The sequence below is a fragment of the Nocardioides marmoriginsengisoli genome (assembly GCF_003725695.1).
GTDB lineage: Bacteria > Actinomycetota > Actinomycetes > Propionibacteriales > Nocardioidaceae > Marmoricola > Marmoricola marmoriginsengisoli.
The window spans coordinates 271,851-297,300 of sequence record NZ_RJSE01000003.1; the positions used below are offsets into that span (position 1 = coordinate 271,851).

The 25,450-nt window shown below is 71.7% G+C and carries 29 protein-coding genes; 13 read left to right on the forward strand and 16 right to left on the reverse strand.

Features of this window, described 5'->3' with window-relative positions; translation table 11 throughout:
* Nucleotides 1-9: 9 nt before the first annotated feature.
* The 3 genes from ftsL to mraZ all read right to left on the reverse strand — a co-directional run bounded on the left by ftsL (nucleotide 10) and on the right by mraZ (nucleotide 2,306).
* Nucleotides 10-594 (reverse strand): cell division protein FtsL, encoded by a 585-nt coding sequence (ftsL, locus tag EFK50_RS03245; protein WP_123226108.1) that lies wholly within the window; start codon nucleotides 592-594, stop codon nucleotides 10-12.
* Complete coding sequence (gene rsmH / locus EFK50_RS03250; RefSeq protein ID WP_123226109.1) at nucleotides 591-1,544, reverse strand: 16S rRNA (cytosine(1402)-N(4))-methyltransferase RsmH; 954 nt, start codon at nucleotides 1,542-1,544, stop codon at nucleotides 591-593. Before rsmH ends, ftsL begins: the two co-directional genes overlap by 4 nt.
* 333 nt (nucleotides 1,545-1,877) lie before the next feature.
* Nucleotides 1,878-2,306, reverse strand: coding sequence for a division/cell wall cluster transcriptional repressor MraZ (mraZ, locus tag EFK50_RS03255; RefSeq protein WP_123226110.1), 429 nt, complete (start codon nucleotides 2,304-2,306; stop codon nucleotides 1,878-1,880).
* Between the two features lie 189 nt (nucleotides 2,307-2,495).
* Here mraZ and EFK50_RS03260 point away from each other — a divergent pair, with 189 nt between their 5' ends.
* From EFK50_RS03260 to EFK50_RS03270, 3 genes are read left to right on the forward strand one after another with little or no spacing between them, the layout of a single operon-like run.
* The gene (locus EFK50_RS03260; RefSeq protein ID WP_123226111.1) at nucleotides 2,496-3,482 is read left to right on the forward strand and encodes an AAA family ATPase; all 987 of its coding nucleotides are present in this window, start codon (nucleotides 2,496-2,498) and stop codon (nucleotides 3,480-3,482) included.
* A gap of 5 nt (nucleotides 3,483-3,487) precedes the next feature.
* Entirely contained in the window at nucleotides 3,488-4,762 is a 1,275-nt protein-coding gene (locus EFK50_RS03265) for a DUF58 domain-containing protein (RefSeq protein ID WP_123226112.1), read from the forward strand.
* Complete coding sequence (locus EFK50_RS03270; protein WP_123226113.1) at nucleotides 4,759-7,071, forward strand: transglutaminase TgpA family protein; 2,313 nt, start codon at nucleotides 4,759-4,761, stop codon at nucleotides 7,069-7,071. Before EFK50_RS03265 ends, EFK50_RS03270 begins: the two co-directional genes overlap by 4 nt.
* Before the next feature lie 15 nt (nucleotides 7,072-7,086).
* Here EFK50_RS03270 and EFK50_RS03275 read toward each other — a convergent pair whose 3' ends face one another.
* The 5 genes from EFK50_RS03275 to EFK50_RS03295 form a co-directional block, all read right to left on the reverse strand.
* On the reverse strand, nucleotides 7,087-7,563 hold the full coding sequence (locus EFK50_RS03275) for a DUF3040 domain-containing protein (protein WP_123226114.1): 477 nt from the start codon (nucleotides 7,561-7,563) through the stop codon (nucleotides 7,087-7,089).
* A 133-nt stretch (nucleotides 7,564-7,696) separates the two neighbouring features.
* On the reverse strand, nucleotides 7,697-8,893 hold the full coding sequence (dinB, locus tag EFK50_RS03280; RefSeq protein WP_246004011.1) for a DNA polymerase IV: 1,197 nt from the start codon (nucleotides 8,891-8,893) through the stop codon (nucleotides 7,697-7,699).
* A gap of 18 nt (nucleotides 8,894-8,911) precedes the next feature.
* Entirely contained in the window at nucleotides 8,912-9,625 is a 714-nt protein-coding gene (locus tag EFK50_RS03285; RefSeq protein ID WP_123226115.1) for a methyltransferase domain-containing protein, read from the reverse strand.
* A gap of 30 nt (nucleotides 9,626-9,655) precedes the next feature.
* A complete protein-coding gene (locus EFK50_RS03290; protein WP_123226116.1) occupies nucleotides 9,656-10,069 on the reverse strand; it encodes an SAV_6107 family HEPN domain-containing protein in 414 nt (137 codons plus the stop codon).
* A 4-nt stretch (nucleotides 10,070-10,073) separates the two neighbouring features.
* Nucleotides 10,074-10,460, reverse strand: a complete 387-nt coding sequence (locus tag EFK50_RS03295) for a DUF6504 family protein (protein WP_123226117.1) — start codon at nucleotides 10,458-10,460, stop codon at nucleotides 10,074-10,076.
* 186 nt (nucleotides 10,461-10,646) lie between these two features.
* Between EFK50_RS03295 and EFK50_RS03300 the strand changes: the two genes are divergently transcribed.
* Nucleotides 10,647-11,138: a YbaK/EbsC family protein gene (locus EFK50_RS03300; protein ID WP_123226118.1), complete on the forward strand. Its 492-nt coding sequence runs from the start codon at nucleotides 10,647-10,649 to the stop codon at nucleotides 11,136-11,138.
* Nucleotides 11,138-11,521 carry an ArsC/Spx/MgsR family protein gene (locus EFK50_RS03305; RefSeq protein ID WP_246004012.1) on the forward strand — a complete coding sequence of 128 codons (384 nt, stop codon included), beginning with the start codon at nucleotides 11,138-11,140 and terminating at the stop codon, nucleotides 11,519-11,521. The genes EFK50_RS03300 and EFK50_RS03305 overlap by 1 nt, the downstream gene beginning before the upstream one ends.
* A gap of 28 nt (nucleotides 11,522-11,549) precedes the next feature.
* On the opposite strand, the gene EFK50_RS03310 is transcribed toward EFK50_RS03305, so the two are convergent.
* Nucleotides 11,550-12,185: a pyridoxamine 5'-phosphate oxidase family protein gene (locus EFK50_RS03310; protein ID WP_123226119.1), complete on the reverse strand. Its 636-nt coding sequence runs from the start codon at nucleotides 12,183-12,185 to the stop codon at nucleotides 11,550-11,552.
* 61 nt (nucleotides 12,186-12,246) lie between these two features.
* Between EFK50_RS03310 and EFK50_RS03315 the strand changes: the two genes are divergently transcribed.
* Together EFK50_RS03315 and EFK50_RS03320 are read left to right on the forward strand one after the other, a co-directional pair.
* Nucleotides 12,247-12,831, forward strand: coding sequence for a DUF4126 domain-containing protein (locus tag EFK50_RS03315; protein WP_123226120.1), 585 nt, complete (start codon nucleotides 12,247-12,249; stop codon nucleotides 12,829-12,831).
* A gap of 38 nt (nucleotides 12,832-12,869) precedes the next feature.
* On the forward strand, nucleotides 12,870-14,204 hold the full coding sequence (locus EFK50_RS03320; protein WP_123226121.1) for a phytoene desaturase family protein: 1,335 nt from the start codon (nucleotides 12,870-12,872) through the stop codon (nucleotides 14,202-14,204).
* Nucleotides 14,205-14,238: 34 nt separating this feature from the next.
* Here the strand turns inward: EFK50_RS03320 and metF are convergent, their stop codons facing one another.
* Entirely contained in the window at nucleotides 14,239-15,129 is an 891-nt protein-coding gene (gene metF / locus EFK50_RS03325; protein WP_123226122.1) for a methylenetetrahydrofolate reductase [NAD(P)H], read from the reverse strand.
* A gap of 31 nt (nucleotides 15,130-15,160) precedes the next feature.
* Between metF and EFK50_RS03330 the strand changes: the two genes are divergently transcribed.
* Complete coding sequence (locus EFK50_RS03330; protein ID WP_246004013.1) at nucleotides 15,161-16,279, forward strand: polyprenyl synthetase family protein; 1,119 nt, start codon at nucleotides 15,161-15,163, stop codon at nucleotides 16,277-16,279.
* Nucleotides 16,280-16,289: 10 nt separating this feature from the next.
* Complete coding sequence (locus EFK50_RS03335) at nucleotides 16,290-16,580, forward strand: hypothetical protein (protein WP_123226124.1); 291 nt, start codon at nucleotides 16,290-16,292, stop codon at nucleotides 16,578-16,580.
* Between the two features lie 31 nt (nucleotides 16,581-16,611).
* Here EFK50_RS03335 and EFK50_RS03340 read toward each other — a convergent pair whose 3' ends face one another.
* The 4 genes from EFK50_RS03340 to EFK50_RS03355 form a co-directional block, all read right to left on the reverse strand.
* Nucleotides 16,612-17,868: an HNH endonuclease signature motif containing protein gene (locus EFK50_RS03340; protein WP_123226125.1), complete on the reverse strand. Its 1,257-nt coding sequence runs from the start codon at nucleotides 17,866-17,868 to the stop codon at nucleotides 16,612-16,614.
* Between the two features lie 87 nt (nucleotides 17,869-17,955).
* A complete protein-coding gene (locus tag EFK50_RS03345) occupies nucleotides 17,956-18,378 on the reverse strand; it encodes a barstar family protein (protein ID WP_221177252.1) in 423 nt (140 codons plus the stop codon).
* Nucleotides 18,375-18,815, reverse strand: coding sequence for a guanyl-specific ribonuclease (locus EFK50_RS03350; protein WP_123226126.1), 441 nt, complete (start codon nucleotides 18,813-18,815; stop codon nucleotides 18,375-18,377). The genes EFK50_RS03345 and EFK50_RS03350 overlap by 4 nt, the downstream gene beginning before the upstream one ends.
* Before the next feature lie 10 nt (nucleotides 18,816-18,825).
* Complete coding sequence (locus EFK50_RS03355; protein WP_246004014.1) at nucleotides 18,826-19,203, reverse strand: Rv2175c family DNA-binding protein; 378 nt, start codon at nucleotides 19,201-19,203, stop codon at nucleotides 18,826-18,828.
* A gap of 96 nt (nucleotides 19,204-19,299) precedes the next feature.
* Between EFK50_RS03355 and pknB the strand changes: the two genes are divergently transcribed.
* Nucleotides 19,300-21,330 carry a Stk1 family PASTA domain-containing Ser/Thr kinase gene (gene pknB / locus EFK50_RS03360; protein ID WP_123226128.1) on the forward strand — a complete coding sequence of 677 codons (2,031 nt, stop codon included), beginning with the start codon at nucleotides 19,300-19,302 and terminating at the stop codon, nucleotides 21,328-21,330.
* 43 nt (nucleotides 21,331-21,373) lie between these two features.
* On the opposite strand, the gene EFK50_RS03365 is transcribed toward pknB, so the two are convergent.
* Nucleotides 21,374-22,846 (reverse strand): MFS transporter, encoded by a 1,473-nt coding sequence (locus EFK50_RS03365; RefSeq protein ID WP_183407674.1) that lies wholly within the window; start codon nucleotides 22,844-22,846, stop codon nucleotides 21,374-21,376.
* Nucleotides 22,847-22,958: 112 nt separating this feature from the next.
* Here EFK50_RS03365 and EFK50_RS03370 point away from each other — a divergent pair, with 112 nt between their 5' ends.
* On the forward strand, nucleotides 22,959-23,552 hold the full coding sequence (locus tag EFK50_RS03370; protein WP_123226599.1) for a TetR/AcrR family transcriptional regulator: 594 nt from the start codon (nucleotides 22,959-22,961) through the stop codon (nucleotides 23,550-23,552).
* A gap of 30 nt (nucleotides 23,553-23,582) precedes the next feature.
* Here EFK50_RS03370 and EFK50_RS22050 read toward each other — a convergent pair whose 3' ends face one another.
* Complete coding sequence (locus tag EFK50_RS22050) at nucleotides 23,583-23,741, reverse strand: hypothetical protein (RefSeq protein WP_183407675.1); 159 nt, start codon at nucleotides 23,739-23,741, stop codon at nucleotides 23,583-23,585.
* Nucleotides 23,742-23,898: 157 nt separating this feature from the next.
* Between EFK50_RS22050 and EFK50_RS03375 the strand changes: the two genes are divergently transcribed.
* Nucleotides 23,899-24,813, forward strand: coding sequence for a DMT family transporter (locus tag EFK50_RS03375; RefSeq protein ID WP_246004015.1), 915 nt, complete (start codon nucleotides 23,899-23,901; stop codon nucleotides 24,811-24,813).
* A gap of 48 nt (nucleotides 24,814-24,861) precedes the next feature.
* The gene (locus tag EFK50_RS03380; protein WP_123226131.1) at nucleotides 24,862-25,443 is read left to right on the forward strand and encodes a hypothetical protein; all 582 of its coding nucleotides are present in this window, start codon (nucleotides 24,862-24,864) and stop codon (nucleotides 25,441-25,443) included.
* Nucleotides 25,444-25,450 lie beyond the last annotated feature (7 nt).

Consider the following 25,450-nt stretch of genomic DNA (forward strand, 5'->3'; position numbering starts at 1 on the left):
AGGTGCTCCCTATCGGGCGGTTGCTGAGTTATTCCTACCGCCGGCGGGGGTTCCGCCTGCGGAGGCGGGGCCGTCGTCCGCCTGGGTTTGTACTGAATTTCCAGCGGGTGGCGGCGGGAGCTTGATGTAGCGCGGCTTCTTGTTGAACTCCTCCGGCAGACCGGCCGGCAACGAGGTGATCCGCATCGTGTCCTCGCTGGTCGCCGGCGTCGGGATGCCGCTGATCTTGCCGGTACGCAGGTCGATGAACGCGGGCACCGGCGGCACCACCATGCCGAGCTTCCGGCCGGCCGCCGCCAGCTGCTGCGGGTCGCGCAGCCGGGCGACCTCCATCTCCAGCGCCTGCCGCTTGGCGGCCAGTGCGTCGGCGCGCTGCTGCAGCGAGGTGGCGTAGAACGACGCCTGCTGCATGTGGGTGTTGAACATCAGCAGGCCGACCACGCCGGCACCGAGCAGCAGGGCGACCAGGACCGCGAACGGTGCCCGCGGGGCGCGGACCGTCCGGGTCGGGACCAGAGCGAGCCGGGCCCGTTCGATCGCCGACGGCGCCTGCCGGGGGACGCGGACGCGACCGGGGTTGACGAGACTGCTCATGCCGCTGCCCTCACTCGTTCCACGGCGCGGAGCCGCACCGACGCGGCCCGCGAGTTCTCGGCGATCTCGGCCTCGGTGACCTTCTCGGCACCGCGGGTGATCAGGCGCAGCTCCGGCTGGAACTCCTCCGGGACGACGGGCAGGTCCACCGGCGCCTTCGAGCGGGTCCGGTCGACGAAGGTCTCCTTGACCATCCGGTCCTCCAGGGAGTGGTAGCTCATCACCACGACCCGGCCGCCGACGGCGATCGAGTCGAGCGCCGCCGGGATCGCCCGGCGCAGCACGCCGAGCTCGTCGTTGACCTCGATCCGCAGCGCCTGGAAGGTGCGCTTGGCCGGGTGCCCGCCGGTACGCCGCGCCGGCGCCGGGATGGTGTCGTAGAGCAGCTCGACGAGCCGGCCCGAGGAGGAGAACGGTTCCGTCTCCCGCTCCCGTACGACGGCCCGGGCGATCTGGCGCGCGAACTTCTCCTCGCCGTACGACTTCAGGATCCGGGCCAGGTCGGCGCCGCTGTAGGTGTTGAGCACGTCGGCAGCGGTGAGTCCGGTGGTGTCGTTCATCCGCATGTCCAGCGGGGCGTCCTCCGCGTAGGCGAAGCCGCGCTCGCGGACGTCGAGCTGCATCGAGGAGACGCCGAGGTCGAAGAGGATGCCCTGCACCGGGCCCATCCCGAGCCGTTCCAGGACGTCGGGGATCTCGTCGTACACGGCGTGCACCAGGGTGGTACGGCCGGCGAACGGCTCCAGGCGCTTCCCGGCCAGCTCGAGGGCGTGCACGTCGCGGTCGATGCCGAGGACGTGCGCGTTCGGGCAGCGGGTCAGGACCGCCTCGGTGTGGCCGCCGAGGCCGAGGGTGGCGTCGATCAGGACGCTGCCGGGCTCGGCCAGGGCCGGAGCCACCAGGGCGACGACCCGGTCGAGCAGGACCGGGACGTGGAGGGGGGCGCTCATCGGGGCTCTACTTCCCGAGTCCGACGAGCAGCGTGAAGGTCAGCGCGAGTCCGATGCTGACGGCCGCCGAGAACGCCATCACGGCGAGCCCGTCGCGTACGTCGTGGCGCACGCGTCGAGCCGGTGTGACCGACTCGCGTACAACCTGCATGGCTCGACCCCTGGTGTGGTTGGTGACGGGTGGTGATCGCCTGACCAGGTTCGGGTCCGCTCACCGCTCGGGAAGCGGCCTTCTGTCACCGGGGAAGGTGCGACAGACGGCACGTGAGAAGGAGCGGACACGAACCTCGTCCTGCGATCACCGTTGTTGACTTGTGCGGGTGCTGCCCCGGACTAGAAGCCCGGGAAGATCTCTTCCGAGACGTCCGAGAACGCCTGCTCCTGCGCGGCCGTGTAGTCGGCCCAGGCCTGCGGTTCCCAGATCTCGATCCGGTTGTAGATGCCGATCACGACGCAGTCCTTCTCGAGCCCGGCGTACGCCCGCAGCTCGGGAGTGACCGTGAACCGGCCCTGCTTGTCCGGGGTCTGCTCCGAGGCGAGCGCGAACAGCATCCGGCCATAGCCGCGGAGCCGGGCGTCGGTCTGCGACGCGTTCTGGAACTTCTCGGCGAACACGTCGAAGTCGGCCTTGGTGCGCATGTCGATCGAGCGCTCCTGACCTCGGGTGATCACCAGCCCGTCCCCCATCGCCTCTCGGAATTTCGCGGGGAGGAAGAGCCGCCCTTTGTCATCGAGCTTCGGGGTGAAGGTGCCGGAGAACATCGCGCCACCTCATCCCTCTCTTCCTCCACTTTCCCCCACCATACTCCACATTGCTCCACCGTCAACCACATCTGCTCCCTTTCTCACCCCTTGTGGCCACGGATTCGCCCGGACCGCTTTTCGGTCACGGATCCGTGGCGGTTTCGCCGACGGCGGGACCGGCTACGACCGATGAGGTTGACTAGGGGCATGGAGGCTTGGGAGACGGAGATCGGGCGCGGGGTACCCGCCAACGGCCTGGACGCGCTGCGGTCGGTGACCGACCGGGTGCAGGCCAACATCGAGAAGGTGATCGAGGGGAAGCCCGAGGTCGCACGGACCGCGCTGGTGGTCCTCCTCGCCGAGGGGCACCTGCTGATCGAGGACGTCCCCGGCGTCGGCAAGACGATGCTGAGCAAGGCGCTGGCCCGGTCGATCGACCTGACCGTCCGCCGGATCCAGTTCACTCCGGACCTGCTGCCCTCGGACGTGACCGGGGTGTCGATCTTCAACCAGGACACCCGGGAGTTCGAGTTCCGTCCCGGCGGCATCTTCGCCAACATCGTGATCGGCGACGAGATCAACCGGGCCTCCCCCAAGACCCAGGCGGCGATGCTCGAGTGCATGGAGGAAGGGCAGGTGACCGTCGACAACCAGACGTTCCTGCTCGACGCCCCGTTCATGGTGGTCGCCACCCAGAACCCGCTCGAGATGGAGGGCACCTACGCCCTCCCCGAGGCGCAGCGGGACCGGTTCCTGGCCCGGGTCTCGATGGGCTACCCGGTGATGGCCGCGGAGATCGCGATGCTGTCCGCCCGGGAGACGACCAGCCCGATCGACGAGCTCGAGCCGGTCACCGACGCCGCCGAGATCCGCAAGCTGATCTCGATCGTCGGCGGCGTGCACGTCGCCGCCTCGGTGCAGCGCTACACGGTCGCCCTGATCACCGCGACCCGGACCTCCCCCGACCTCCGGCTGGGAGCGTCGCCACGCGCCACCCTGCACCTGGTCCGCGCCGCCAAGGCCGCCGCCGCGATGGCCGGCCGGGACTACGTCGTCCCGGACGACATCGCCACCCTGGCGCCCGCGGTGCTCGCCCACCGGCTGCTCCCGACCGTCGAGGCCTCGATGAGCGGACGAGGGCCGGCCGAGATCCTCAGCGGCATCCTGGCCGCGGTCGCGGTCCCCGACCAGTAGACGCCGTGGACGGGTTCCGCACGGGCCTGCGCGCCCTGACCACCCGCGGTCGTGCCTTCATCGCCGGCGGGGTCACCGCCGTGGTCTGCGGCCTGGTCCTCGGCGAACGCGACATCGTCAGGATCGGCGCCCTGATCGGGCTGCTACCGCTGCTCACCGTCGCCTTCGTGGCCCGGACGGGACAGCACCTGAGCCTGAACCGCTCGCTCTCCCCCACCCAGGTGGAGGTCGACCAGACCGCGACGGTGCGCCTGGACCTGACCAACCACGGTGCCCGCACCGGGCTGCTGCTGGTCGAGGACCAGGTGCCGTGGGCGCTCGGGCACCGGCCGCGGTTCGTGGTCGACGCGATCCCCTACGGCTGGCACCGCGAGGTCGAGTTCCCGGTCCGGGCCGAGGTCCGCGGCACCTACGACATCGGTCCGGTGCAGCTGCGGGTCGCGGACCCGTTCGGGATGCTCTCGCTGCACCGCAGCTTCACCCAGGTCTCGACGCTGGTGGTCGTGCCGGCGGCCGAGCCGCTCCCCTCGATCCGGCTCTCCGGCGCCTGGACCGGGAGCGGTGAGAACCGTCCCCGGCCGTTCTCCTCCGGAGGCACCGCGGACGTGACCGTCCGCGAGTACCGGATTGGCGACGACCTCCGCCGGGTGCACTGGCGCAGCACCGCGCGGACCGGCGAGCTGATGGTCCGCCGCGAGGAGCAGCCCTGGCAGTCCCGCTGCACCCTGTTCGTCGACAACCGCGGTGTGGCCCACCGGGGCAGCGGGCCGGACTCGTCGCTGGAGCGCGCGATCACCGCCATCGCCTCGATCGCGGTGCACCTGGCCCACTCCGGCTTCCAGGTCCGGCTGATCAGTGCCGACGGCGAGGCCGACCTCGACGAGTTCCGCGAGCACGGCTGGCACGACAGCGACGCGGTGGCCCAGGTGCGACCGGTGCTGGAACGCCTGGCCGCGCTACCGACCACCGGAGCCGTGCAGCTGCCGGACTCCTGGGTCACCGAGACCGGGTCGACCGGCTTGTTCATCGGCGTCTTCGGAGCACTCAGCCAGCACGACCGGGCACTGCTCGGCCGACTGCAGAACCACGGAGCCGCCTCCTACGCGATGGCACTGGACGTGGAGACCTGGGCAGCCCGGACCCGCGACCCGGCCGAGCCCGCCGGACCGGCCGCCCCGGCGACGTCGAGCACGTCGTGGTTGCAGCACCACGGCTGGAAGGCCACCGACCTGACCCGGTCCGGCTCGCTGCCGGTCGCCTGGCAGGAGCTCGGCCGATGAGGCAGCGGATCGGGTCCCGCTTCGCCGTGGCCGCGGTCGCCGCGGCGATGGCCTGGGTGGCCGTCTGGTCCTGGAGCGGTCTGGTCGAGCAGCCGTCGCGGTTCGTCTGGCCGGCGCTCTTCGGCGCGGTGCTGGTGGTGCTCGTCGGTGCCGGCATCCGGAGCACCCGGGCACCGTGGCCGGTCGCCCTGCTCGCCCAGGTGGTCGTCCTCGGCACCTGGCTCCAGCACCGCCAAGGGACCGAGTCCCGGTTCGGCGGCTGGGTGCCGACACCGGACGGCATCAGCGGGCTGCTCGACCAGGTGCAGTCCGGGGCCTCCCAGGTCAACCGCTACACCGCGCCGGTCGACGTCAGCCGCACGGACGCGCCGGTCTACCTGCTGGCGGTGGCGGTGCTGCTGATCCTCGGTGTCGACCTGATCGCGGCCGGCCTGCGCCGGGCACCCTGGTCCGGACTGCCGGTGATCGTCGCGCTGACCGTGCCGATCAGCGTTCTCGACAACGGGTTGCCCGCCCTGGTCTTCCTGCTCGTCGGCGTCCTGTTCGCACTGCTGCTCGCCACCGCCGAGACCGATCGGGTACTGGCCTGGGGTCAGGACCTCGACGCGGACCGGCGTGCCGACACCCCGGACGCCCGTCCCGGCCGGACCTCGATCACCGTGGCGGCGCTGCGGATCGCGATGGTCACCGCCGTCGGCGCACTGGTCCTGCCGATCCTGGTGCCGGTCGGCTCCGGGGTGCTCGGCGGCGACAAGGACGACGGCGGCGGGGGCGGCAGCAACGGGAACTCAGTGGTGCTGAGCAACCCGCTGGTCGACCTGCGCCGCGACCTGGTCAGGAACGACCACCTGCCGCTCCTCGACGTCCGCACCGATGCTCCCGACCCGTCGTACCTGCGGACCAGCGTGCTGGACCGGTTCACCGGAAAGGCGTGGCAGCCGGCGAGCCGCGACCTCAGCGCCTCCCGACGGGCGGCCGGCGAGCTGCCCGCGCCGCCCGGAGTGGCGGCCGTCGCGCGGCCCTCCTACGAGTGGACCCTGAACACCACGCCCCGGTTCAAGACCAGCTGGTTGCCGACGCCGTACGTGACCGAGGCGATCACCATCGACACCGGCGAGTGGCGCTACAGCCCGAACACGATGGACGTCGCCAGCGCCGAGACCAAGCCGCCCGCCGGAGTCGGGTACGACCTGACCGCCACCCCGCTGACGTACGACGCCACCCAGCTCAACAGCGCTCCGCGGGCCCCGCTCGACATCCAGGAGCCGATGACCCGCGTTCCCGAGCTGCTCGATTCGATCACCGAGATCGCCAAGGACGTCACCGCCACCGGGGACACCGACTACGCCAAGGCCGTCCTCCTCCAGGACTGGTTCCGCAGCACCGGCGGCTTCGAGTACTCGCTGGCGACGGGATCCGGCGCCGGGATGCGCCAGCTCGAGCGGTTCATCACCACCGAGAAGTCCGGGTACTGCGAGCAGTTCGCCGCTGCAATGGCCGTGATGGCGCGGGCGCTGGACATCCCCGCCCGGGTGGTGGTCGGCTTCCTCAACCCCAGCGTCAGGTTCACCGGCGGCAAGACCTACCGGTACACGACCGACGACCTGCATGCCTGGCCCGAGATCTACTTCTCCGGTGCCGGCTGGGTCCGCTTCGAGCCGACGCCCTCGTCCCGCACCGGTACGGCGCCGTCGTGGACCTCCGACCAGATCGAGGCACCCGACCCGAGCCGGCCGACCGCGACCCCGACGACGGCGCTGCCGGTACCGAGCGCACAGCCGAAGCCGGTCGAGGAGACCACCACGGTCGCCGACGAGGGTTCCTGGTCGCCGTGGCCGCTGGTCCTGGTCGCCCTGCTGATCGCCGTCCCGTTCGTGATCGCGACACCGGCCCTGCTTCGGCGGGCGCAGCGACGTCGCCGGCTCGCTCCGAGTACGGAGACCCGCAACACCGTGCTGGCCGCCTGGGCCGAGCTCCGTGCCACTGCGATCGACCTGAAGCTGCCCTGGCCCGACGGACGCTCGGTGCGCGTGGTCGTCGCGTGGCTGCTCGGCCGGACCACGGCGCAGCGTGCGGACGTCGTCGGGCTGGAGCAGCTCGCGGCCCTGGTCGAGCGCGCCCGCTACAGCCGGGAGTTCGCCCTGGACGAGGCGGAGCGTGCGGCGGCGCTCGCGACCGTCACGATCTGGTCGGGGCTGCTCACCGAGTCGGTCCCGCGCCGACGGGCACGGTTCGCGAAGGTGCTGCCGCGCTCGGTGCTGGACCGCTCGCGGGTCGCGGACGAGCCGGTCCGCGAACTGGTCGGCTAGACGCCGGGGAGCCTCTTAGAAGCCCTGGTCCCGGCGGTGCTGCCAGCGCTGTTCCATCCGCTGCATGAACGTGCCCTGCTTGCGCTGGCGCGGGGCTCGCTGCGGGCGCTGCCGCTTCGGCTTGGAAGCGCGGCCGCCGTCGATCACCTCGAAGCGGTGCGGGTGGTCGTCGAAGTCGAAGAGCGCGTCCGGGGACGGCCGCTCCTCGGGGACCTTGTGACCGCGCCAGGCGGCGAGGCCGACCATGGCGGCAGCGAGCATCACCAGGAACGCCAGCACGCCGAGGGCGGTGCCGACGGCTCCCCCGGTCATCGCCGCACCGATCAGCAGGGCCATCCCGGCCAGCAGGACGACACCGGCGATCAGGGTGCGCATCCGGGCGACGTGACGCAGCGTCCGACCCTGAAGCGCGGAGACGAACTTCGGGTCCTCCGCGGCGAGGGCTCGCTCCATCTGCTCAAGCAGGCGAAGCTCCTCTTCCGACAGTGGCACGACATCCTCCAGACGATTCCCGGACGACGTACGCCGTCCGCTGTCCCAAGTCTAGGCAGGCTGGCCCGAACTCGGTACCCGAGATCTAGAATTACCCGTGTTCCGACCCGTCGTACCTCCGGATCAGCCCGGATCACGGCCGGTCGGACCGGATCAGGGTCGCCGGGCGCACGGTGCCGCGGCCGAACCTGCGACCGGCCTGGTCGACGGCCCGGTCCGCCTCGCGCCAACCGCGGTCGCGCTCGCCGAGGGCCAGCTGCCGGTCGACGCCGACCCGGCTGCGCAGGCCCTCCACCCGAACCCCGACCAGCCGGATCCGGCGCTGGGTGCCCAGAGCTGTGAAGAGCCGGACCGCCTCGGTGTGCACCACGGTGCTGACGTCGGTCGGGTCCGGCAGCGAGCGGGACCGGGTGATGGTCTCGAAGTTCGAGTACCGGATCCGGATCGCGACCGTCCGGCCGGCCAGACCTGCGGCACGCATCCGCGCGGTGACCTTGCCGGACAGCCGGAGCAGCTCCCGGCTGATCACGGCCGGATCGGCGGTGTCGCGGGAGAACGTCTCCTCGGCACCCATGCTGCGCTCCGGGTCGTCGTCGGACCGCCGGGGCGTGAGCGTGCTCCGGTCGGTCCCCCAGGCGAGCTCGTGCAGGTGGCGGCCGGTCGCCGACCCGAGCATCTGCTGCAGGGTCGGCAGCGGGATCCGGGCGACGTCGCCCACGGTGACCAGGCCGATGCGCAGCAGCTTGGCCCGGGTCTTCGGCCCGACGCCGAAGAGCTCGCCGACGTCCAGTGGGTGCAGGTAGTCGACCACCCGGTCCGGCGGCACCATCAGCACGCCGTCGGGCTTGGCCCGCCTGCTGGCGAGCTTGGCGACCGAGACGGTGCCGGCGAGACCCACCGAGCAGGTGATCCGCTGCTCGTCGAAGATCGTCGCGCGGAGCCACTCGGCCACCTGCAGCGGCGTGCCTTGGGACCGGCGGACCGCGCGGACGTCGAGGAAGGCCTCGTCGAGCGAGTACGCCTCGACCAGCGGCGTCACCTGCCGGAAGGTCTCCATCACCGACCGCGAGACCGCCTCGAAGTCGACGTAGTCCGGGGCCAGGCGCACCGCCTGCGGACAGAGCCGCCGGGCGTCGGTGCCGGACATCCCCGATCGGACGCCGAAGGCGCGAGCCGGGTAGTTCGCCGCCAGGACCACGCCGCGGTGACCGCCGCCGATCACCACCGGGACATCCCGCAGCTCGGGCCGGTCGCGCAGCATCACCGACGCGTAGAAGGCGTCCATGTCGACGTGGAGGATCGGACAGACGGAGGAACCATCGTCGGTCACCCGGGACTCCCGGGGTTGCTAGGTCGTGGCGAGCAGGTGCAGCTGCGCAGCGATGGTGCGGTACTCCGGCCGGGACGCCACCGCGCGCTCGAGGTCGAGCAGACCGGCGACCGCTCCGGGCTCGAGGTCCAACAAGGTGGACGGCACCAGGTCGGCGAAGACGCGCACCCCCTGGGTCTCGGCGACGGTGAACCCGCTGGCGTCGAGCAGTGCGACGGCCTCGTCCGCGGTGAACCGGCGCTCCCCGGGGAGGTCCCCGTCGAGGACCTCGCGGGCCTGCACGAAGTGGCCGGCCATCGCCCGCGCGACCACCGCGGCGTGCCGCTGGTTGACGACCAGGCTGAGCACTCCCCCGGGACGCAGGACTCCGGAGATGGCGCCGAGGGCGGCCGCCGGGTCGTCCACGAGTCCGAGGACGTCGTGGCAGAGGACGAAGTCGACACTGCCCGCCGGGACCAGCTCGGCCAGACCGGCCAGATCGCCCTGCTGCGCCACCACGCGATCGGCGACCCCGCGCTCGGCGGCGCGCCGCCCGAGGGCGGCCAAGGCGTCCGGGCTCGGATCGACCACGGTGACCTGGTGCCCGGACTCGGCGACCCGGACTGCGAAGCCTCCCGTGCCACCCCCGACGTCGAGGACGTTCTGCGGGCCGGTTGCGGCCAACCGCGCGGCACACGCCTCCCAGACGACGGCAGTGCGAACCGAGGCCCGGCGCTCGAGAGGTCGCTCCATGGGACTAACCCTAGTGCTGCGCCCACGGCTCTACGCCACTCGAATCGCCTGGTGCTCCACCAACCCCAGCGAGGTCTCGACCAGGGCGAGGAAGCGGTCGGCGTCGCGGACCAGGTCGTCCGCCTCGCGCTCGGTCACCGCGCGACGCGAGCCGGCCTCCGCTGCCGAGCGCTTCTGGGCCCCGGCCGAGAAGAAGGCGGCCCACTCGGTGAACTCCGGCGCCACCTCGGTCAGCAGCACCCAGGCGTTCTTCTGCCGCCGTCGCGCCACCGGCATCGGCTGCGCCCGGGCGGCGAGGAGCGCTGCCGTCGCCCGGAGCGCGGAGACGTGCGCGAACGCGTAACGCTGCGGCACGTCCGTGCTCATGATCGCCTCGCGCAGCGACGCGGCCGCCCGCTCGAGGTAGGAGTGGGTCGCTGCCGGGAGGTGGATGTTGTCGACCATCGCGTCAGTCCAGCGATCCGGCCAGGCGCCAGACGCCCTCGGCCCCGTCGAAGGCCAGGTCGAAGACGCCGAAACCGGGATCCCCGGCCGTCGAGACCGCGCGCCCGCGGGCGGCGGTGACCCGCCAGACCTCGCGCTCCCGGATGAGCTCGGAGCGACCGGGCCGCTCCTCCGGGCGCCGGAGCCACCAGGCGCCGACCTCCACCCAGTGGGCCACGATCTCGCGGACCTGCCAGAGCCGCCCGCGCCACAGGAATTGCTGAGGTCCGTCCTCCGGGAGGACATCGAGGCGCAGCTCCGGGCCCTCGCCCGCGCGCGACTCGGGGCCGTCGGCACCGAAGCCGGCCACCGGGCCCTTCCGCACCTCCACCAGGTCGTCGTAAGTCCGCACTCCTCCACTCCTCCCACGCTCGTCGTCCGGGTCCGACCGCCGTCGCCGACTGTCGGTGCCCTGGTGGAGGATCGGGGTCGAAGCCATCCCCCACCAGGGCGGTATTCGAACAGGTGTTCGAATAAGTCCAAGGTACACCGCTCCCCCGACACGACGTCAAGAGGGAGACCCGATACGTTCGGCGTCATGGACAGCGAGCATCCGTCGATCGCCCACTTCCGGACCACCTTGACCGCCCTGGGCGGGGCCGGGCGGATCGTCGTACTCCCGGATTCGGTGCACACCGCCGCGCTGGCGGCCGAGGCGCTGGGCTGCGAGGTCGGCGCGATCGCGAACAGCCTGCTGTTCGCCGCCCGCCAGGACGACGGCGGTACCGACGAGCCGATCCTGATCCTCACCTCGGGCGCGCATCGCGTCGACCTCGAGAAGGTCGCGGCCACGATCGGGGTCGGCCAGCTGCGCCGCGCCAAGCCGGAGTTCGTCAAGGAGAAGACCGGCCAGGTCATCGGCGGCGTCTCGCCGTTCGCGCACCCGGCTCCGATCCGCACCTACCTGGACCCGACGCTGCGCCAGTACGACGTGATCTGGGCGGCAGCCGGCCACCCCGCCGCGGTCTTCTCCGCGACCTACGCCGAGCTGCTGGCGATGACCGACGCCACCGAGATCGAGGTCAACTGATGAGCTCGGCGTCCGCACCCCGCGACCTGGAGATCTGGGTCAATCCGGCGTGCAGCAAGTGCCGGACCGCGACCGCCGAACTCGACGCGGCCGGGATCGCCTACACCGTCCGCCGCTACCTCGACGACCCGCCGACCGTGGCCGAGCTCGCCGACGTACTGGACCGGATGCGCCTGGAGCCGTGGGACGTGGCCCGCCCCGCCGAGACCCGGGCCGCCGGGATCGACCTGCCGAAGGACGCCGCCCATCGCGACGACTGGATCGCGGCCATGGTGGCGGCGCCGGCGACGATCCAACGCCCGATCATCACCGCCACCGACGGCACCACGGTGATCGCCCGCGACGCGGAGACGCTCGCCGACGTCGTCCGGCGCGAGGGCTGAACGCGGTTCCTGCTCAGGGGCCGCTGCTCTACGGCGCGCCGTACAGCCCCTTCGAGTACTGCTCGCCGTAGTACGCGTCCAGCTCGTCGAGACTGAGCTCGGCTGCGTCCAGCTCCTTGGCGATCACCGCCCGGCGCGGCACCCTGCCCTCCGGGTCCCAGGTCTCCGGATCCCACAACCCCGAGCGCAGGAACGCCTTGGCGCAGTGGTGGAAGAGCTCGTCGATCTCGACGACGACCGCCAGCACCGGCCGGTGCCCCTTGACCACCATCGCGTCGAAGAACGGAGCGTCCGCGACCAGCCGGGCGCGCCCGTTGACGCGGAGCGTGTCGCCCCGTCCGGGGATGAAGAAGTTCAGGCCGACGTGCGGGTTCTCCAGGATGTTCTTGTAGCCGTCGGCCCGCCGGTTGCCGGGGCGCTCCGCGATCGCGATCGTGACCTCGTCGATCACGTGCACCAGGTCACCGGCCGGGTCGCCCTTCGGCGAGGCGTCGCAGGCACCGTCCGCCGACGAGGTCGCCATCACGCAGAACGGCGAGGCCGCCAGCCAGTCCCGGTCCAGGTCGGTCAGCGCCGGGCGCGCCTTGTCCCGGGTGCGCGCGAGCGGCTCGCCGATCAGCGCCACCAGGGACTCGAGGTCGGTGATCTCGGTCCAGGTATCCACTCCTCGACGGTACGCGTGCCGGAGCCGGGTCGGCCAACGGGTTTGCGCGTAGCCTCACCACATGGACCTCATCCCCTTGGTGTTCTCGAGCGGCTGGGCCAGCGGCGTCAACGCCTACCTGGCCGTCCTCGTCCTGGGGCTGTCCGAGCGGTTCGGGTCCTTCAGCGAGCTGCCGGACGCGCTCGGCCGTACCGACGTGCTGCTGATCGCGACGGTGATGGCGGTGATCGAGTTCGTCGCCGACAAGGTCCCGTACGTCGACTCGACCTGGGACGCGATCTCCACGGTGATCCGGCCCGCGATCGGCACCGCCCTCGCCCTGCTCGTCTCCGGCGACGCGACCTCGGTCGAGCAGGCCGGGTACGCCGTCCTCGGCGGCGGGACGGCCCTGGCCAGCCACGCGGTCAAGGCGGGCGGGCGACTCGCGATCAACACCTCCCCGGAGCCGTTCACGAACGTGGTCGCCAGTGTCGGCGAGGACATCGCCGTGGTCGGCGTCGTCCTGCTCGCGATCCGGCACCCGTGGATCGCCGGAACCATCTGCCTGGTGCTGCTGATCATCGGGGCGGTCCTGCTGCGCCTGCTCCTCAAGGTGGTCCGCCGCGGCTGGCGGCGCTGGAAAGGGCGTCCGGAACCAGCTGCCTGACGCACCTCCCGGGGCGCGGCACACCCTAGGGTGTGCGCATGGCGCGCGTAGTGGTGATCGGTGGCGGTTTCGGTGGGCTCGCGAGCGCCGCACGCTTGGCGAAGCTCGGGCACGAGGTCACCCTCCTCGAGGCCAACGCCTCGCTGGGCGGCGCCCTCGGGTACGTCGAGAAGGACGGCTTCCGCTGGGACGCCGGCCCGACCAGCACGCTGCTCCCAGCGGTGATCCGGGACTTCTTCCGCAAGTCGGGCCGGGCCGCCGAGAAGGAGATCGACCTGGTTCCGGTCGAGCCGGCCCGGCAGCACCGCTTCGACGAGGACACCGTCCTGGACCTGCCGAGCGGCAGTCGCGCCGCCCAGCTGGAAGCGATCGACGCGGCACTGGGCGCCGGCGAGGGCGGCCGCTGGGCCAGCTACTGCGACGACTTCGCCGAGGTGTGGGAGGCCCTGCGCAAGGACTACTTCGAGCGGCCGTACTCCCGCGAGCACGCCTCGAAGGAGACCAAGGCACTGCTCGACACCAAGTTCACCCTGCACAAGCTGGTGGAGAAGGAGTTCAAGAACAAGCACCTGCGCACCCTCGCGCTGCACCAGGCGCGCTTCGAGGGCCACGAGCCGCGCAACGTCCCGGCGTGGGTGGGGATGTGGTCCTACATCGAGCAGAACTTCGGGTCCTGGACCCTGCCCGGCGGGATGGGGCAGCTGACCGGGGTCCTCACCGAGCGACTGAGGACGCGCGGCGTCACGGTGATCACCGAGGCCGAGGCCGACGACCTGGTCGTCGACGTGGTCACCAACAAGGTCACCGCCGTCCGCGCCACGATCGCCGAGGTCGAGACCGATCTCCCGGCCGACGTCGTGGTCGTCGCGATCGACCCCCGTCGCCTGCCCACCCTGGCCAAGCTGGTCGAGCGGACGATGCCGGTGATCCCGCCGGTGGTCAGTCACATCGGGGTCGTCGGTGACGTCCCGGAGCTCCCGCACGAGGTCGTCCTGCACGGCGACCCGACCAAGGAGCCGACGCTGATCCTGCGTACCAACGGCGCCGCTCCGGACGGCGCGCACGCCTGGACGGTGCTCGGCCGCGGACAGCTCGCCGAGGACATCGTCACCTCGTTGCAGCGCCGCGGGATCCGGGTCCGCGACCAAGTCGAGGTCCGGGTCGACCGCTCCCCCCGCGACCTGGTCGAGGACTGGAACGGGTCCCCCCAGGGAGTGCTCTGGCAGGGACGCGGCACCGTGAAGAACCGGATCGGCACCAGCACGCCGGTGGGCGGGGTCTACTGCGCCGGAGCGCACGCGGCGCCCGGAGGAGGGCTCCCCAGCGTCGGCCTGTCGGCCGCCCTGGTCGCGCAGTTGGTGGGCCCGGCCTAGGCGCGTCGGTCCGGCCTAGGCATGTCGGTCCTGCCTAGGCGTTGACCGCCAGCGCCGCGTAGATCTCGCGAGTCGCCTTGCTCCGGTTCAGCGTGTAGAAGTGCAGCCCCGGCGCGCCGCCGGCGAGCAGGTCGTCGCAGAGCTCGGTGGCGATCCGGATGCCCTCGGCGCGCACCGCCTCGGGGTCCTCGGCCAGCGGCTCGATCCGGGCGAGCACCTCGTCGGGCATCTCCCGGCCGGACAGCTCGACCATCTTCTTCATCGAGCCGATCGCCAGGATCGGCATGATGCCCGGAATGATCGGCATGTCGACGCCGGCCGCGCGGCAGCGCTCGACCAGGCCGAAGTAGTCCGAGGCACGCAGCACCATCTCGGTCACACCGAACTCGGCGCCCGCGTCGTGCTTGGCCTTCATCACGGCGACATCGGCGTCCAGCGAGGTCGAGTCGCGGTGCCCCTCGGGGAAGACCGCCACCCCGATCGAGAACTCGTCACGGGCGCGGACCAGCGAGACCAGGTCGGCGGCGTAGTCGACTCCCCCGTCAGTGCGGATCCACTCGGTCCCGGGGCCTCCCGGCGGGTCGCCGCGCAGCGCCAGCACGTTCCGGACGCCGGCCGCGGAGAGCGAGTCGAGGATGTCGCCGAGCTCGTCGACGGTGTGCCCGACACAGGTCAGGTGCGCCATCGGCGTCATCGTGGTCTCCCGGGCGATCCGCCCGGTGATCTCGATGGTGCGGTCGCGGGTGCTGCCACCGGCGCCGTAGGTCACCGAGACGAAGGTCGGCTTCAGGGACTCGAGCTCGCCGAGCGAGCGCCACAGCACCTCCTCGCCGGCGGCGTCCTTGGGAGGAAAGAACTCGAAGGAGAACGAGCGCTCGCCTGCTGCCAGCAGCGTCGCGATGCTCGTTGGCTGTCCCGTGACCATGGCGCCGAGGATACGGCGATACGCTCGCCGCGTGACTGAGTATCCAGAAGTCGGGTCAACCTCGGGCGGACGGATCTCGCCCTCCGGGAGCACTCCCTGGGACGACGACGCATTCCGGGCCGGGATCGAGTCGACCCTGCAGGGCTTCATCGACGGCCAGGCCGCCTGGCTGGCCGACCTCGGCGAGGACGCCCGCCGCCTGGTCGAGCATGCCCGGATCAGCGTGTCGGGAGGCAAGCGGTTCCGCGCGTCGTTCTGCTGGTGGGGCCACCTCGCCGTCGCCGAGCCGCTCGACCGCGATGCCCTGCTCCGCGCCTGCGCCTCGCTGGAGCTGCTGCACGCCAGCGCCCTGGTCCACGACGACTACATGGATGCCTCCGACACCCGGCGCGGCCGGCCCGCCACCCACCGCGCGTTCGAGGCGCTGCACCTCCAGCAGGGCTGGAACGCCAGCCCCGCCCAATACGGCGCCTCCGCAGCGATCCTCCTCGGCGACCTCCTCCTCTCCTGGTCCGACGAGCTCCTCCGCACGTCGGGCCTGCCATCCGACCGGGTCCTGGACGCGCTCGGCTTCTTCGACCTGACCCGCACCGAGGTGGTGGCCGGTCAGTTCCTGGACGTCTCCGCCCAAGCCCGCGGGACCACCGACGTCGATCTCGCGATGACCGTGCTCCGCTACAAGTCCGCGAAGTACTCGATCGAGCGGCCGTTGCACCTCGGTGCCGCCCTCGCCGGCGCCAGCCCCGCCGTGATCGACCAGCTCACCGGGTTCGGACTTCCGCTCGGCGAGGCGTTCCAGCTCCGCGACGACCTGCTCGGCGTCTTCGGCGACCCCGAGGTCACCGGCAAGCCGGCCGGCGACGACCTCGTCGAGGGCAAGCGGACCGTGCTGATCGCACTGGCCCTGGCCGCCTTGGGCCCGGCGGACCGCAAGCACCTGGACACCAGCCTGGGCAATCCCCTGACCGCGGCCGAGGTCGCCGACCTCCGCACCCTGATCGACGGCAGCGGGGCCCGCGACGAGGTCGAGGAGATGATCACGCGCCTCACCGCCCAGGCACTGGAGGCCCTCGCGAGCGCCGACATCCGCGACGACGCCAGGGCCGTGCTCCGCGAGCTCGCCGCGGCCGCCACCCAGCGGACGGTCTGAGAGCCGGCCGATGCGCGGGATCTTCTTCGACGAGGACGCTGCTCGCGAGGTCGAGCGGCAGCTGGCCGCCGACGGCTTCGAGGTCACCGTGACCCGGGAGCCGTTCGCCGGCGAGGACGACGACGAGGATCACCCCTGGTCCGTGGCCACCGACGCTCCGCCGGTGGTCCTGGAGCTCCTGATCGACAAGTACGACGGCTGGCTCGACGACGACATCATCCCGACCGCGCCGATCCTCCCGCCGACCCCGTTGCCCGAGGCTCCTCGACGACGGCACCGGCCCGGCGACGACGGCAGCTGACCGCGAACGCGCACCTCCGCAGCTCGGCACGTCAGCACCTCTCCCGGAACGCGATCGAGCCGTCGGATGTCTCAGCGTGTTCGTAGTGCTGGTCGTGGATGCGCTGGTGGTGGAAGCGACATAGCGGGATCGCGTTGTCGAGGTCGGTGGGCCCGTGCCGGGTCCAGGGTTCTCGGTGATGGAGCTCGGTCCAGGCGAAGGGTCTTTCGCAGCCGTCGGCAGCGCAGGTCGTGTGTCTGGTCCCCAGCGCAGTGCGTTGGGCTTCGGTGAAGAGTCGCGCTGAACGACCGAGGTCGAGCGGGAGCGAGGCGCCGCCGAGGACGACGGGAAGGAGGCGGGAGTTGCACGCCAACCGGCGGGCCTCGCCGGCGGTGATGGTCTCGTCGGTGTCGAGGCGGGCGACCTTGAGGGTGCCGCGCAGGGTGTCGAGACCGACGGTGACGACCAGGGTCGCGGCGGTCTTCGGGTGGAGGTGGTCGGTAGGGAGGTGTTCGAGGAGCTCGCAGAACGCCTCGCCGCGGGCGCGGTCCCAGTCGGCTCCGAGCGAGCGCACGGCGGAGTGCCCGGACTGAGCCCGGGTCGCGCCGACTCGAGCTCGGCGGGGAGCGGTGATGGTCTCGAGGATCTTGCGGAGCAGGTGGCCTTGCAGCACCGGGATCGTGAAGTGCCCGGTCACGGTCCCGTCGTCGTTGTCGTGCAGGCTCAACCGGGTCCGGGCCCGGGCGTGGGCCTCCTGGTCGGAGACGATCTGGTGCTCGTGCGCATCGACCACGGCGACATCGGCCTCGACCGCGGCCAGAGCCCGCCGCGCTGCCTTGCGCAAGGATCCGGGTGAGAGCACCCGGGCCTTCTCGACCAACGCTCGTTCGACGACGACCCGCTGCTCGAGGGTGACCCGGGCCGGGAGCTGTCGGTCGGCGTGCACGATCACGGCGGCGTGCTCGGCAGAGATCTCACCAGCAGACAGTGCCCGCCGGGTCGCGCCACGGCGCTCGAGGCCGGTCGCGAGGCTGACCTGACGCTGCGCGACCACCTGGTCCGCGTTCGCCAGCCGGGCAGCCCACTGCCCGGTCGACGCGGCACCCGAGCGCGACGCCGTACGGCGCCGCTCCGCACAAGCGAGGAGCTGAAGCTTCTTCGCCGCCACCCGAGCCTCGGCGCGGGTCAACGCGCGCAGGAGGTCGGCCGTGCCCTCATGGTCCAGCGCCTCGACGTCGACCGCGTCGACCCGGTCCAGGCAGGCATGGAGCTCCGCTGCCGGATCGAGGTGCACGAGGGTCGAGGTCATGCACCCATCGTCATTCGAACATCTGTTCGATGCAAGGCGGGCTCGAAGACTGTGGACAACCCACCACCAAGACCCACCTGTGGACGGCTAACCGTCGAGCGCCGGAATGTCCAGCTCAGGCCCGGCCCCGCGCAGCAGCAGGCTGAACGGCGGCGTCACGGTCCGGGCACGCCCGGCCGCGATCTCGACGATCAGGTCGAAAGCCTCCCGATCAGCACGCGCGAGCGTCCCCCAGCCGTCCCACAGCAGCACCACCGGGACGATGTCGAGGTCGTCCAGGCAGTCGGCGAAGGCATCCAGGTTCTGGCCGAACCAGTCCGGGAAGTGCAGCGTCTCCGCAGCCTCGGCGAGAAACTCGGCCTTGGTCTGGTGGGTCCATCCGTCGACGTACCCGAACATCGCCCCGGCGTGCTCGACCGTACGACGCACCTCGTCAGCGCCGAAGGCCGCGTGCCAGGTGTAGACCCCCTGCACGCCGCGCCCGGCCAGGAGCCCCGCCAGACCGCTCATGAGGTCCTCACGATCTCGCGGAAGGACCGGTAGTGGTCGTCGGTGTAGTAGAGCGTGCCGTCCTCGCCGGCAACGATCCGACGAGCCCCGCGGTCCGACGACCCGGGCGTCGGCACGGTGTACTCGCGGTAGTAGCCGGTCGGCTGCCGCGGCAGCAGCCGCTCGGCGTTGCGGAACGTGATCCCGTCGCGGGCGTACGGGAACGGCCCGCCGCGGTCGATCAGCGCGACGGTGGCGCGGGCGTCGCGTGGCAAGGTCGACAGCCCGACCTGCCCGGAACCCACCGGGGTCGTGGTCTCCGACGCGGCGCTGGTGGGCCGGGCTCCGGCATCACCGCCGCTCCCGAGGTCGGGCCCGTTGCCGCGCGCCCAGATCAGCGCCACCACCACGACCACCAGCCCGATCAGGGCGAGCACGCCACGGGTGCGCTGGTTCATCGCGCGATCCTCAGAGCGACATCGCCTGGGCGCGGCGCTTGACCTCGGAGCCACGGTTCTCGCGCAGCGCGTCGATCGGCCGCCCGGGCAGGGTCTCGTCGACGGTGAAGAGCCACGCCAGGATCTCCCGGTCGTCGTACCCGCCGTCGTGGAAGACGGTCAGCAGACCCGGCACGCCCTTGACGATCTCGCCGTCCATGATCAGCTCGGCCGGCACCTTCTGGCCGGAGCCGGGCGTCGGCACCACCGCGGCCAGCTGGTGCTCCCGGATGTACGTCCGGACCTTGTTCACCGAGACCCCGAGCGCGTCGCCGGCGGCCTTCCAGTCGAGCCAGTCGGAGATCAGGGTGCCGAGGTCCGGCTCAGGCGCGGCGGAGTCGTCAGTCACGAGACCCATCGTGCCAGCCCGAGCCCGCCTGCCGCGATTCCGGGGCCCGTGCAACTAAACTCAGCCCTTGATCGGACACTTCCCCACCGATCGGGCATGGAGGACGTTGTGGAGCGCACGGACGTGGGTCGGAGCGACGACCCGCTGATCGGCCGCGTCCTCGACGGCCGGTACCGGGTCGACGCCAAGATCGCACGCGGCGGGATGGCGACCGTCTACTCGGCCCACGACGTCCGCCTGGACCGCACCGTCGCGGTCAAGGTGATGCACCCGGGCATGGGCGACGACCCCGAGTTCGTGGCCCGCTTCGAGCGCGAGGCCCGTTCGGCGGCCCGGCTCTCGCACCACAACGTCGTCGCCGTCTTCGACCAGGGCGACGACGACGGCACCCTGTTCCTGGTGATGGAGTACGTCCCCGGCCTGACGCTGCGCGACGAGATCCGCAACGACGCGCCGATGGACCCGGTCAAGGCGCTCGGCCTGATCGAGCCGGTCCTGGCCGCCCTCGCCGCCGCGCACGGGGCCGGGATGATCCACCGTGACGTGAAGCCCGAGAACGTCCTGCTCGCCGGCGACGGCCGGGTCAAGGTGGCCGACTTCGGCCTCGCCCGGGCGGTCAACGCCGAGACCCAGCACACCGCCACCGGGGGCGTGCTGATCGGCACCGTCTCCTACCTCTCCCCCGAGCTCGTCGTCGACGGCAAGGCGGACGCGCGCTCCGACGTCTACGCGGCCGGCGTGCTGATCTACGAGATGCTCACCGGCCAGAAGCCGCACCAGGCCGAGAGCCCGATCCAGGTCGCCTACAAGCACGTCCACGAGGACGTGCCCGCGCCGTCGCTGCGGGTCCCCGGGCTGCCGGCGTACGTCGACGCGCTGGTCGCCCGTGCCACCGCTCGCGACCGCGACCTGCGCCCGTCGGACGCCCGGGTGCTGCTGCACCAGGTGCGCCGGGTCCGCCAGGCGCTCGACCACGGCATCGTCGACGACCCCGAGCTGGTGGCCGACCTGATGCCGAGCCGGGCCCGGACCCCCGAGACCGAGTCCACCGACGACCTCGCCCTGCCGCGCGAGGTGGTCCCCCTCGAGGCGCCGTACGACTACGAGCGCGACGCCGACGCCGGACTCGACTTCACCGCGCAGATCCCCCAGGACGAGCCGGTACGCAGGCAGCCGCCACCCCCGCCTCCCGCACCCCGGAAGCAGCCGGTCGCCGCCGAGCCGCCCCGCGGCTACGACCCGCCGCGACGCTCCCGGCGCGGCCTGTACCTGCTGATCGGCCTGCTGCTGACCGCCCTGGTCGTCGGCATCGGCGCCTGGCAGCTCGGCCGCTACACGACGCTGCCCTCGGTGATCAAGCTGGAGAAGTCGGTCGCCGCCGCCAAGCTGACCAAGGCCGGCTTCAAGGTCACCTACGGCGACCCGGTCTACTCCGACACCGTCCTGGACGGCTCCGTGGTCCGCACCGACCCGGAGCAGGGCGCGCGGGTAGCGAAGGGCAGCGAGGTCACGGTGATCCTGTCCCAGGGACCGGATCTGCACAGCGTGCCGTCCACGAAGGGGAAGACCCTCGACCAGGTCCAGACCCTGATCAAGGACGCCAACCTCACCGTCGGCACGATCACCCAGAAGTACCACGAGACGGTGCCCGAGGGCCGGGTGATCGGGACGACGCCGGCGGCCGGCGAGATGCTCAAGCGCGATGCCGCCGTCGACATCGTGGTGAGCAAGGGCGCGAAGCCGATCGCGATCCCGGACCAGACCGGCAAGCCCGCGAAGGCGGCCGAGAAGGCGCTGAAGAAGCTCGGCTTCAAGGTGACCCTCAGCGAGGACTTCAGCGACACGGTCAAGGCCGGGAGGGTGATCTCGCAGACGCCCACCTCGGGGACCGGGTTCAAGAACGACACGATCAGGCTGGTCGTCTCGAAGGGCCCGGAGCTGGTCCAGATCCCGAACGTCCGGGGCGCCAGGACGGACGACGCCGCCGAGACCCTCACCGAGCTCGGGTTCAAGGTGGCGGTCAACCGCACCGCGCTCTACGCCGGCCTCAACATCGTGGTCGACTGCGACCCCAACCAGGGCGAGCTCGCACCGCGCGGCAGCACCGTCACGCTCAACATCGTCTGAACGCCGTCGGCCGGACCCCCGAGGGCCCGGCCGACGACATCGCTCAGCCTCGGTCGGCCGCCTCCTGCTCGCGCCGGACCACGAACGTGACCAGGACCAGCGTGACGACCACGGTGACCGAGGCCGCCTCGAACGCCGCGTGCGCGCCGGTCAGGAACGTCTCGTGCGCCCGCCGTACGGCGTCCAGGCCGGGTCCGAGGTCGAGTGCCCGGCTCGCGTGCCCGGAGACCGTCACCAGGCCGGCGAGCCCGAGGGCGGAGCCGAGCTGCTGCGCGACGTTCACCAGGCCCGCCGCCGCGCCGGCCTCGTGCGGCGCGACGTCGTGCAGCGCCGACGAGGTCAGCGGCACGAACGCCAGCCCGTTGCCGAGGCCGAGCAGGACCAGCGAGACCACCACGTCGCCGTACCCGCTGCCGACGTCCAGCCGGGTCAGCCAGAGCAGCGACAGCAGGCTGAGCACGGCGCCGACGATCATCACGGCTCGTTCGCCGAACCGGTCGATCAGGAACCGCGAGCTCGACTGCGAGGCGAGGAAGACGCCCGCCGTCATCGGCAGGAACGCCAGGCCGGCCTGGATCGGGCTGAAGCCGAGCACGTCCTGGAGGTACTGGGTCAGGAAGAAGAACGCCCCCATCGCGCCGGCGATCAGGAACATCCGGGCGAGCAGGGCCCCGCTGCGGATCCGGCTGTTGAACAGCGACAGCGGGGTGATCGGCTCCGCCGCGGTGCGCTCGAGCGCGACGAAGGCGGCCAGCAACGCGATGCCGCCGACGATCGTGACCAGGGTGACCGGGTTCGACCAGCCGTGGCCCGCCGCGTGCACGAAGCCGTACACGACGCCGGAGACGCCGAGCGTGGAGCTGATCGCGCCGCCGAGGTCGAACCGGCCGTGCCGGCGAGGCGTGTGCGGCACCGCGAGCCAGGCCATCGTCGCGACCGCGATCCCGATCGGGACGTTAACCAGCATCACCCAGCGCCAGGACGCGAGCTCGGTGAGGATGCCACCGGCCACCAGGCCGAACGAGACGCCGCCGACCGAGACGGCCGTGTAGAGGCCGAGGGCGCGGGTGCGCTCACGCCCTTCCGGGAACATCGTGGTGAGCAACGACAAGGTCGCCGGTGCGGCGAAGGCGGCACCGATCCCCTGGATCGCACGGGAGACGATCAGCGCGGTGCCGTCGGCGGCGAACCCGCCGGCGAGCGAGGCGAGGGTGAAGAGGGTGATCCCGACCAGGAAGGTCGGCCGGCGACCGAGCAGGTCTCCGGTCCTCGCTCCCAGGAGGAGCAGGCCCCCGAAGGCCAGGCTGTAGGCGTTGAGCACCCAGGACAGCCCGGTCGGGCTGAAGCCGAGCGCGGTCTGCATGTCGGGCAGGGCGACGTTCACGATGCTCATGTCGAGCACCACCATCAATTGCGCGGTGAGGATCACCGCGAGAACCAGTCCGCGACGCTCGTGGCGTGGCGCGACCGGAGGACGGGCAACCGCCGGGGTGTCGGCGATAAGTTGGTCGGACACGGGATTGTGCTCCGTTCCGGCTGGGCTGAACCAGCCGATAGCTGTAACATGTGGAGGGCGCCTCCACTTACTATACGGAGGGTGCCTCCGGTTAGGCAAGAGGATTGTTGTGATGGCTGACGACGTACGCATCGACGCGGGTGCTTCGAGCGAGGGGGCCCCCAAGCTCCGCGCCGACGCCGCGCGCAACCGCGCCAAGCTCGTCACCACCGCCCGGGAGGTCTTCACCGAGGTCGGCGGCGAGGCGTCCCTCGACCAGATCGCCAAGGCCGCCGGTGTCGGCATCGGCACCCTCTACCGGCACTTCCCCACCCGGCTGGACCTGCTCGAGGCGGTCTACCGGGACGAGGTCGACGTGCTCCGGGAGACCGCCGAGAAGGTGATCCCGAACCACACCCCCGTCGAGGCGCTCGAGCTCTGGCTGGTCGCCTTCGTGGACTACGCCGCCACCAAGCGGCACATCTTCACCGAGCTCGTCGAGGCCGTCGGCCGGGAGTCCGAGCTGATGACCCACTCCCGCGGGGTGATCTACGGAACCGCCGAGACGTTGGTGGTGGCGGCCCAGCAGGCCGGCGAGATCCGTGCCGACGTCACCTCGCCGGACGTGCTCCGGCTCGTCGGCGGCTGCACGATGATGCCGAACTTCGACCGCGACCAGACCGAGCGGATCCTGCGGATCGTGATGGACGGGCTGAAGGTCGGCTGACCCTCACCGGAGCCGGTCGAACGGCGGACCTCAGTCCGGGTCCGGCTGCGTCCTGGCGTGGCCGGTGTCGTGGCCGGGGACCTGCTCACGCGCGTCCAGGATCGCGTCGCGCACGGCCAGCCGGATGATCCAGTACAGCGCGAGCGCACTGAGGATCAACGACGCCACGTAGAACAGCAGGATTCCCATGGCGACAGGATCGCACTGACACCGGCCCCTGTCCGGGATGCCGCCGAACTCCGCACCGAACCCGCCCGTAGGCTGGCGTGATGCACCAGCGCACCTCCCGACCGATCGGCACCCGCGTCCGGGTCGGCAAGGGACGGCGCGAGCGCGAGGCGACGCGGTGACCCAGGTCCGCGGGGAGCCCGGGAAGAGCAACCGGCTGGCGCTGCTGGCGACGCTGACCCTGCTCGCGATGACCGCGTGCTGGGGCTCGACGTTCTACCTGATCAAGGACCTGATGGACCGGGTCCCGGCGGCGGACTTCCTGGCCGTCCGGTTCGCGATCGCGAGCGCGGCGATGCTGCTGATCGCACCCCGGGCGATCGGCCGGCTCTCCCCCGAGGTGCGCCGCCACGCCCTCGTCCTCGGCTGCCTGTACGGCGGCGCCCAGATCCTGCAGACGGTCGGCCTCGCGCACACCGCCGCCAGCGTCTCCGGCTTCATCACCGGGATGTACGTGGTCTTCACGCCGCTGCTGGCTGCCGCGATCCTGCGCACCCGGATCACCGCGGTCACCTGGGCCGCCGTCCTGCTCGCGGTCTGCGGCCTGGGCGTGCTCACCCTTCAAGGCCTCAGCATCGGGTACGGCGAGGGGCTGACCCTGCTGGCCGCCGCGCTCTACGCGCTGCACATCGTCGGCCTCGGCGCCTGGTCGAAGCCGTCGGACGCGCTCGGGATGTCGATCCTGCAGTGCCTGGTGATCTCGGTGATCTGCCTGATCGCCGCGGCGCCGGGCGGGATCACCCTTCCGGACCGGACCGGGGACTGGATCGCGGTCGTCTACATGGCGCTCTTCGCGGGTGCCGCGGCGCTGTTCGGCCAGACCTGGGCGCAGGCGCACCTGGCCCCCACCCGCAGCGCGATCATCATGAGCATGGAGCCGGTCTTCGCGAGCTTCTTCGCGATCCTGCTCGGCGGCGAGTCGCTGACGCTGCGGATGCTCGGCGGCGGGTCGATGGTGCTCGCCGCGATGCTGATCGTCGAGCTGGTCCCGCGACGGAAGATCGAAGGGGAAGTCACCCACCTCACGGTGTAGCAGCGCGCCCTGCTGACAGGCCCGCCAGCACGGTGCAGGATGGCCGCCATGCACACCTCCCGGAAGGCCACCCTGGTCGCCGTCGCCCTGGCCGCGACCGCGACCCTCGCCGGCTGCGGCACCGACCCCGCCGAGGCCCGCCGGGTGGTGGCGAAGGCCGAGGCGCCCGCCGCCGGCTGGTCGCCCGGCGGCAAGCGGGTGGACGTCTTCGCGGACGGCATCGAGCGCGACGACGGGATCTGGAAGGTCCGCGACTACGACCAGGACGGCGTCGACGACGAGGACCCCGCCTACCTGGCGACCTGGCAGGTCGTGGTCAAGCCAGGCTCCGAGGAGCAGCGCTGCGCGGAGGCGACCGCCTGGGTGCGGAAGACAGGCGGCCAGCTGCCCGGCGGCGTGGTGGACGACGGCGCCGAGCTCCCGGACGCCGACGCCCTGACCGCACGGTGCGTCAAGTCGCTGAACCCCCTGGAGAACGGGTCCAGCAGCAGCACCGGCTACGGCGGCGCACCCGCCACCGAGAAGTACGGCTACCGGTTCTTCGCCGGCCTGACCCAGGAGACCAACGGCCCCGAGGTCTCGCTCTCGGTCAACGTCGAGGCGGCCCCGCGGAGCAACTTCAACTCCTGACCGACCT

Excerpts from the sequence above, each read along its gene's own strand:
- EFK50_RS03370 (WP_123226599.1), top strand. The coding sequence starts at position 22,959 with ATGGCTGACGACGTACGCATCGACGCGGGTGCTTCGAGCGAGGGGGCC.
- EFK50_RS03320 (WP_123226121.1), top strand. The coding sequence starts at position 12,870 with ATGGCGCGCGTAGTGGTGATCGGTGGCGGTTTCGGTGGGCTCGCGAGC.
- EFK50_RS03260 (WP_123226111.1), top strand. The coding sequence starts at position 2,496 with ATGGAGGCTTGGGAGACGGAGATCGGGCGCGGGGTACCCGCCAACGGC.
- metF (WP_123226122.1), bottom strand. The coding sequence starts at position 15,129 with ATGGTCACGGGACAGCCAACGAGCATCGCGACGCTGCTGGCAGCAGGC.
- EFK50_RS03345 (WP_221177252.1), bottom strand. The coding sequence starts at position 18,378 with ATGAGCGGTCTGGCGGGGCTCCTGGCCGGGCGCGGCGTGCAGGGGGTC.
- EFK50_RS03270 (WP_123226113.1), top strand. The coding sequence starts at position 4,759 with ATGAGGCAGCGGATCGGGTCCCGCTTCGCCGTGGCCGCGGTCGCCGCG.
- rsmH (WP_123226109.1), bottom strand. The coding sequence starts at position 1,544 with ATGAGCGCCCCCCTCCACGTCCCGGTCCTGCTCGACCGGGTCGTCGCC.
- EFK50_RS03300 (WP_123226118.1), top strand. The coding sequence starts at position 10,647 with ATGGACAGCGAGCATCCGTCGATCGCCCACTTCCGGACCACCTTGACC.
- mraZ (WP_123226110.1), bottom strand. The coding sequence starts at position 2,306 with ATGTTCTCCGGCACCTTCACCCCGAAGCTCGATGACAAAGGGCGGCTC.
- EFK50_RS03305 (WP_246004012.1), top strand. The coding sequence starts at position 11,138 with ATGAGCTCGGCGTCCGCACCCCGCGACCTGGAGATCTGGGTCAATCCG.
- EFK50_RS03350 (WP_123226126.1), bottom strand. The coding sequence starts at position 18,815 with ATGAACCAGCGCACCCGTGGCGTGCTCGCCCTGATCGGGCTGGTGGTC.
- EFK50_RS03380 (WP_123226131.1), top strand. The coding sequence starts at position 24,862 with ATGCACACCTCCCGGAAGGCCACCCTGGTCGCCGTCGCCCTGGCCGCG.
- EFK50_RS03335 (WP_123226124.1), top strand. The coding sequence starts at position 16,290 with ATGCGCGGGATCTTCTTCGACGAGGACGCTGCTCGCGAGGTCGAGCGG.
- EFK50_RS03340 (WP_123226125.1), bottom strand. The coding sequence starts at position 17,868 with ATGACCTCGACCCTCGTGCACCTCGATCCGGCAGCGGAGCTCCATGCC.
- EFK50_RS22050 (WP_183407675.1), bottom strand. The coding sequence starts at position 23,741 with ATGGGAATCCTGCTGTTCTACGTGGCGTCGTTGATCCTCAGTGCGCTC.
- EFK50_RS03290 (WP_123226116.1), bottom strand. The coding sequence starts at position 10,069 with ATGGTCGACAACATCCACCTCCCGGCAGCGACCCACTCCTACCTCGAG.
- ftsL (WP_123226108.1), bottom strand. The coding sequence starts at position 594 with ATGAGCAGTCTCGTCAACCCCGGTCGCGTCCGCGTCCCCCGGCAGGCG.
- pknB (WP_123226128.1), top strand. The coding sequence starts at position 19,300 with ATGGAGGACGTTGTGGAGCGCACGGACGTGGGTCGGAGCGACGACCCG.
- EFK50_RS03285 (WP_123226115.1), bottom strand. The coding sequence starts at position 9,625 with ATGGAGCGACCTCTCGAGCGCCGGGCCTCGGTTCGCACTGCCGTCGTC.
- EFK50_RS03315 (WP_123226120.1), top strand. The coding sequence starts at position 12,247 with ATGGACCTCATCCCCTTGGTGTTCTCGAGCGGCTGGGCCAGCGGCGTC.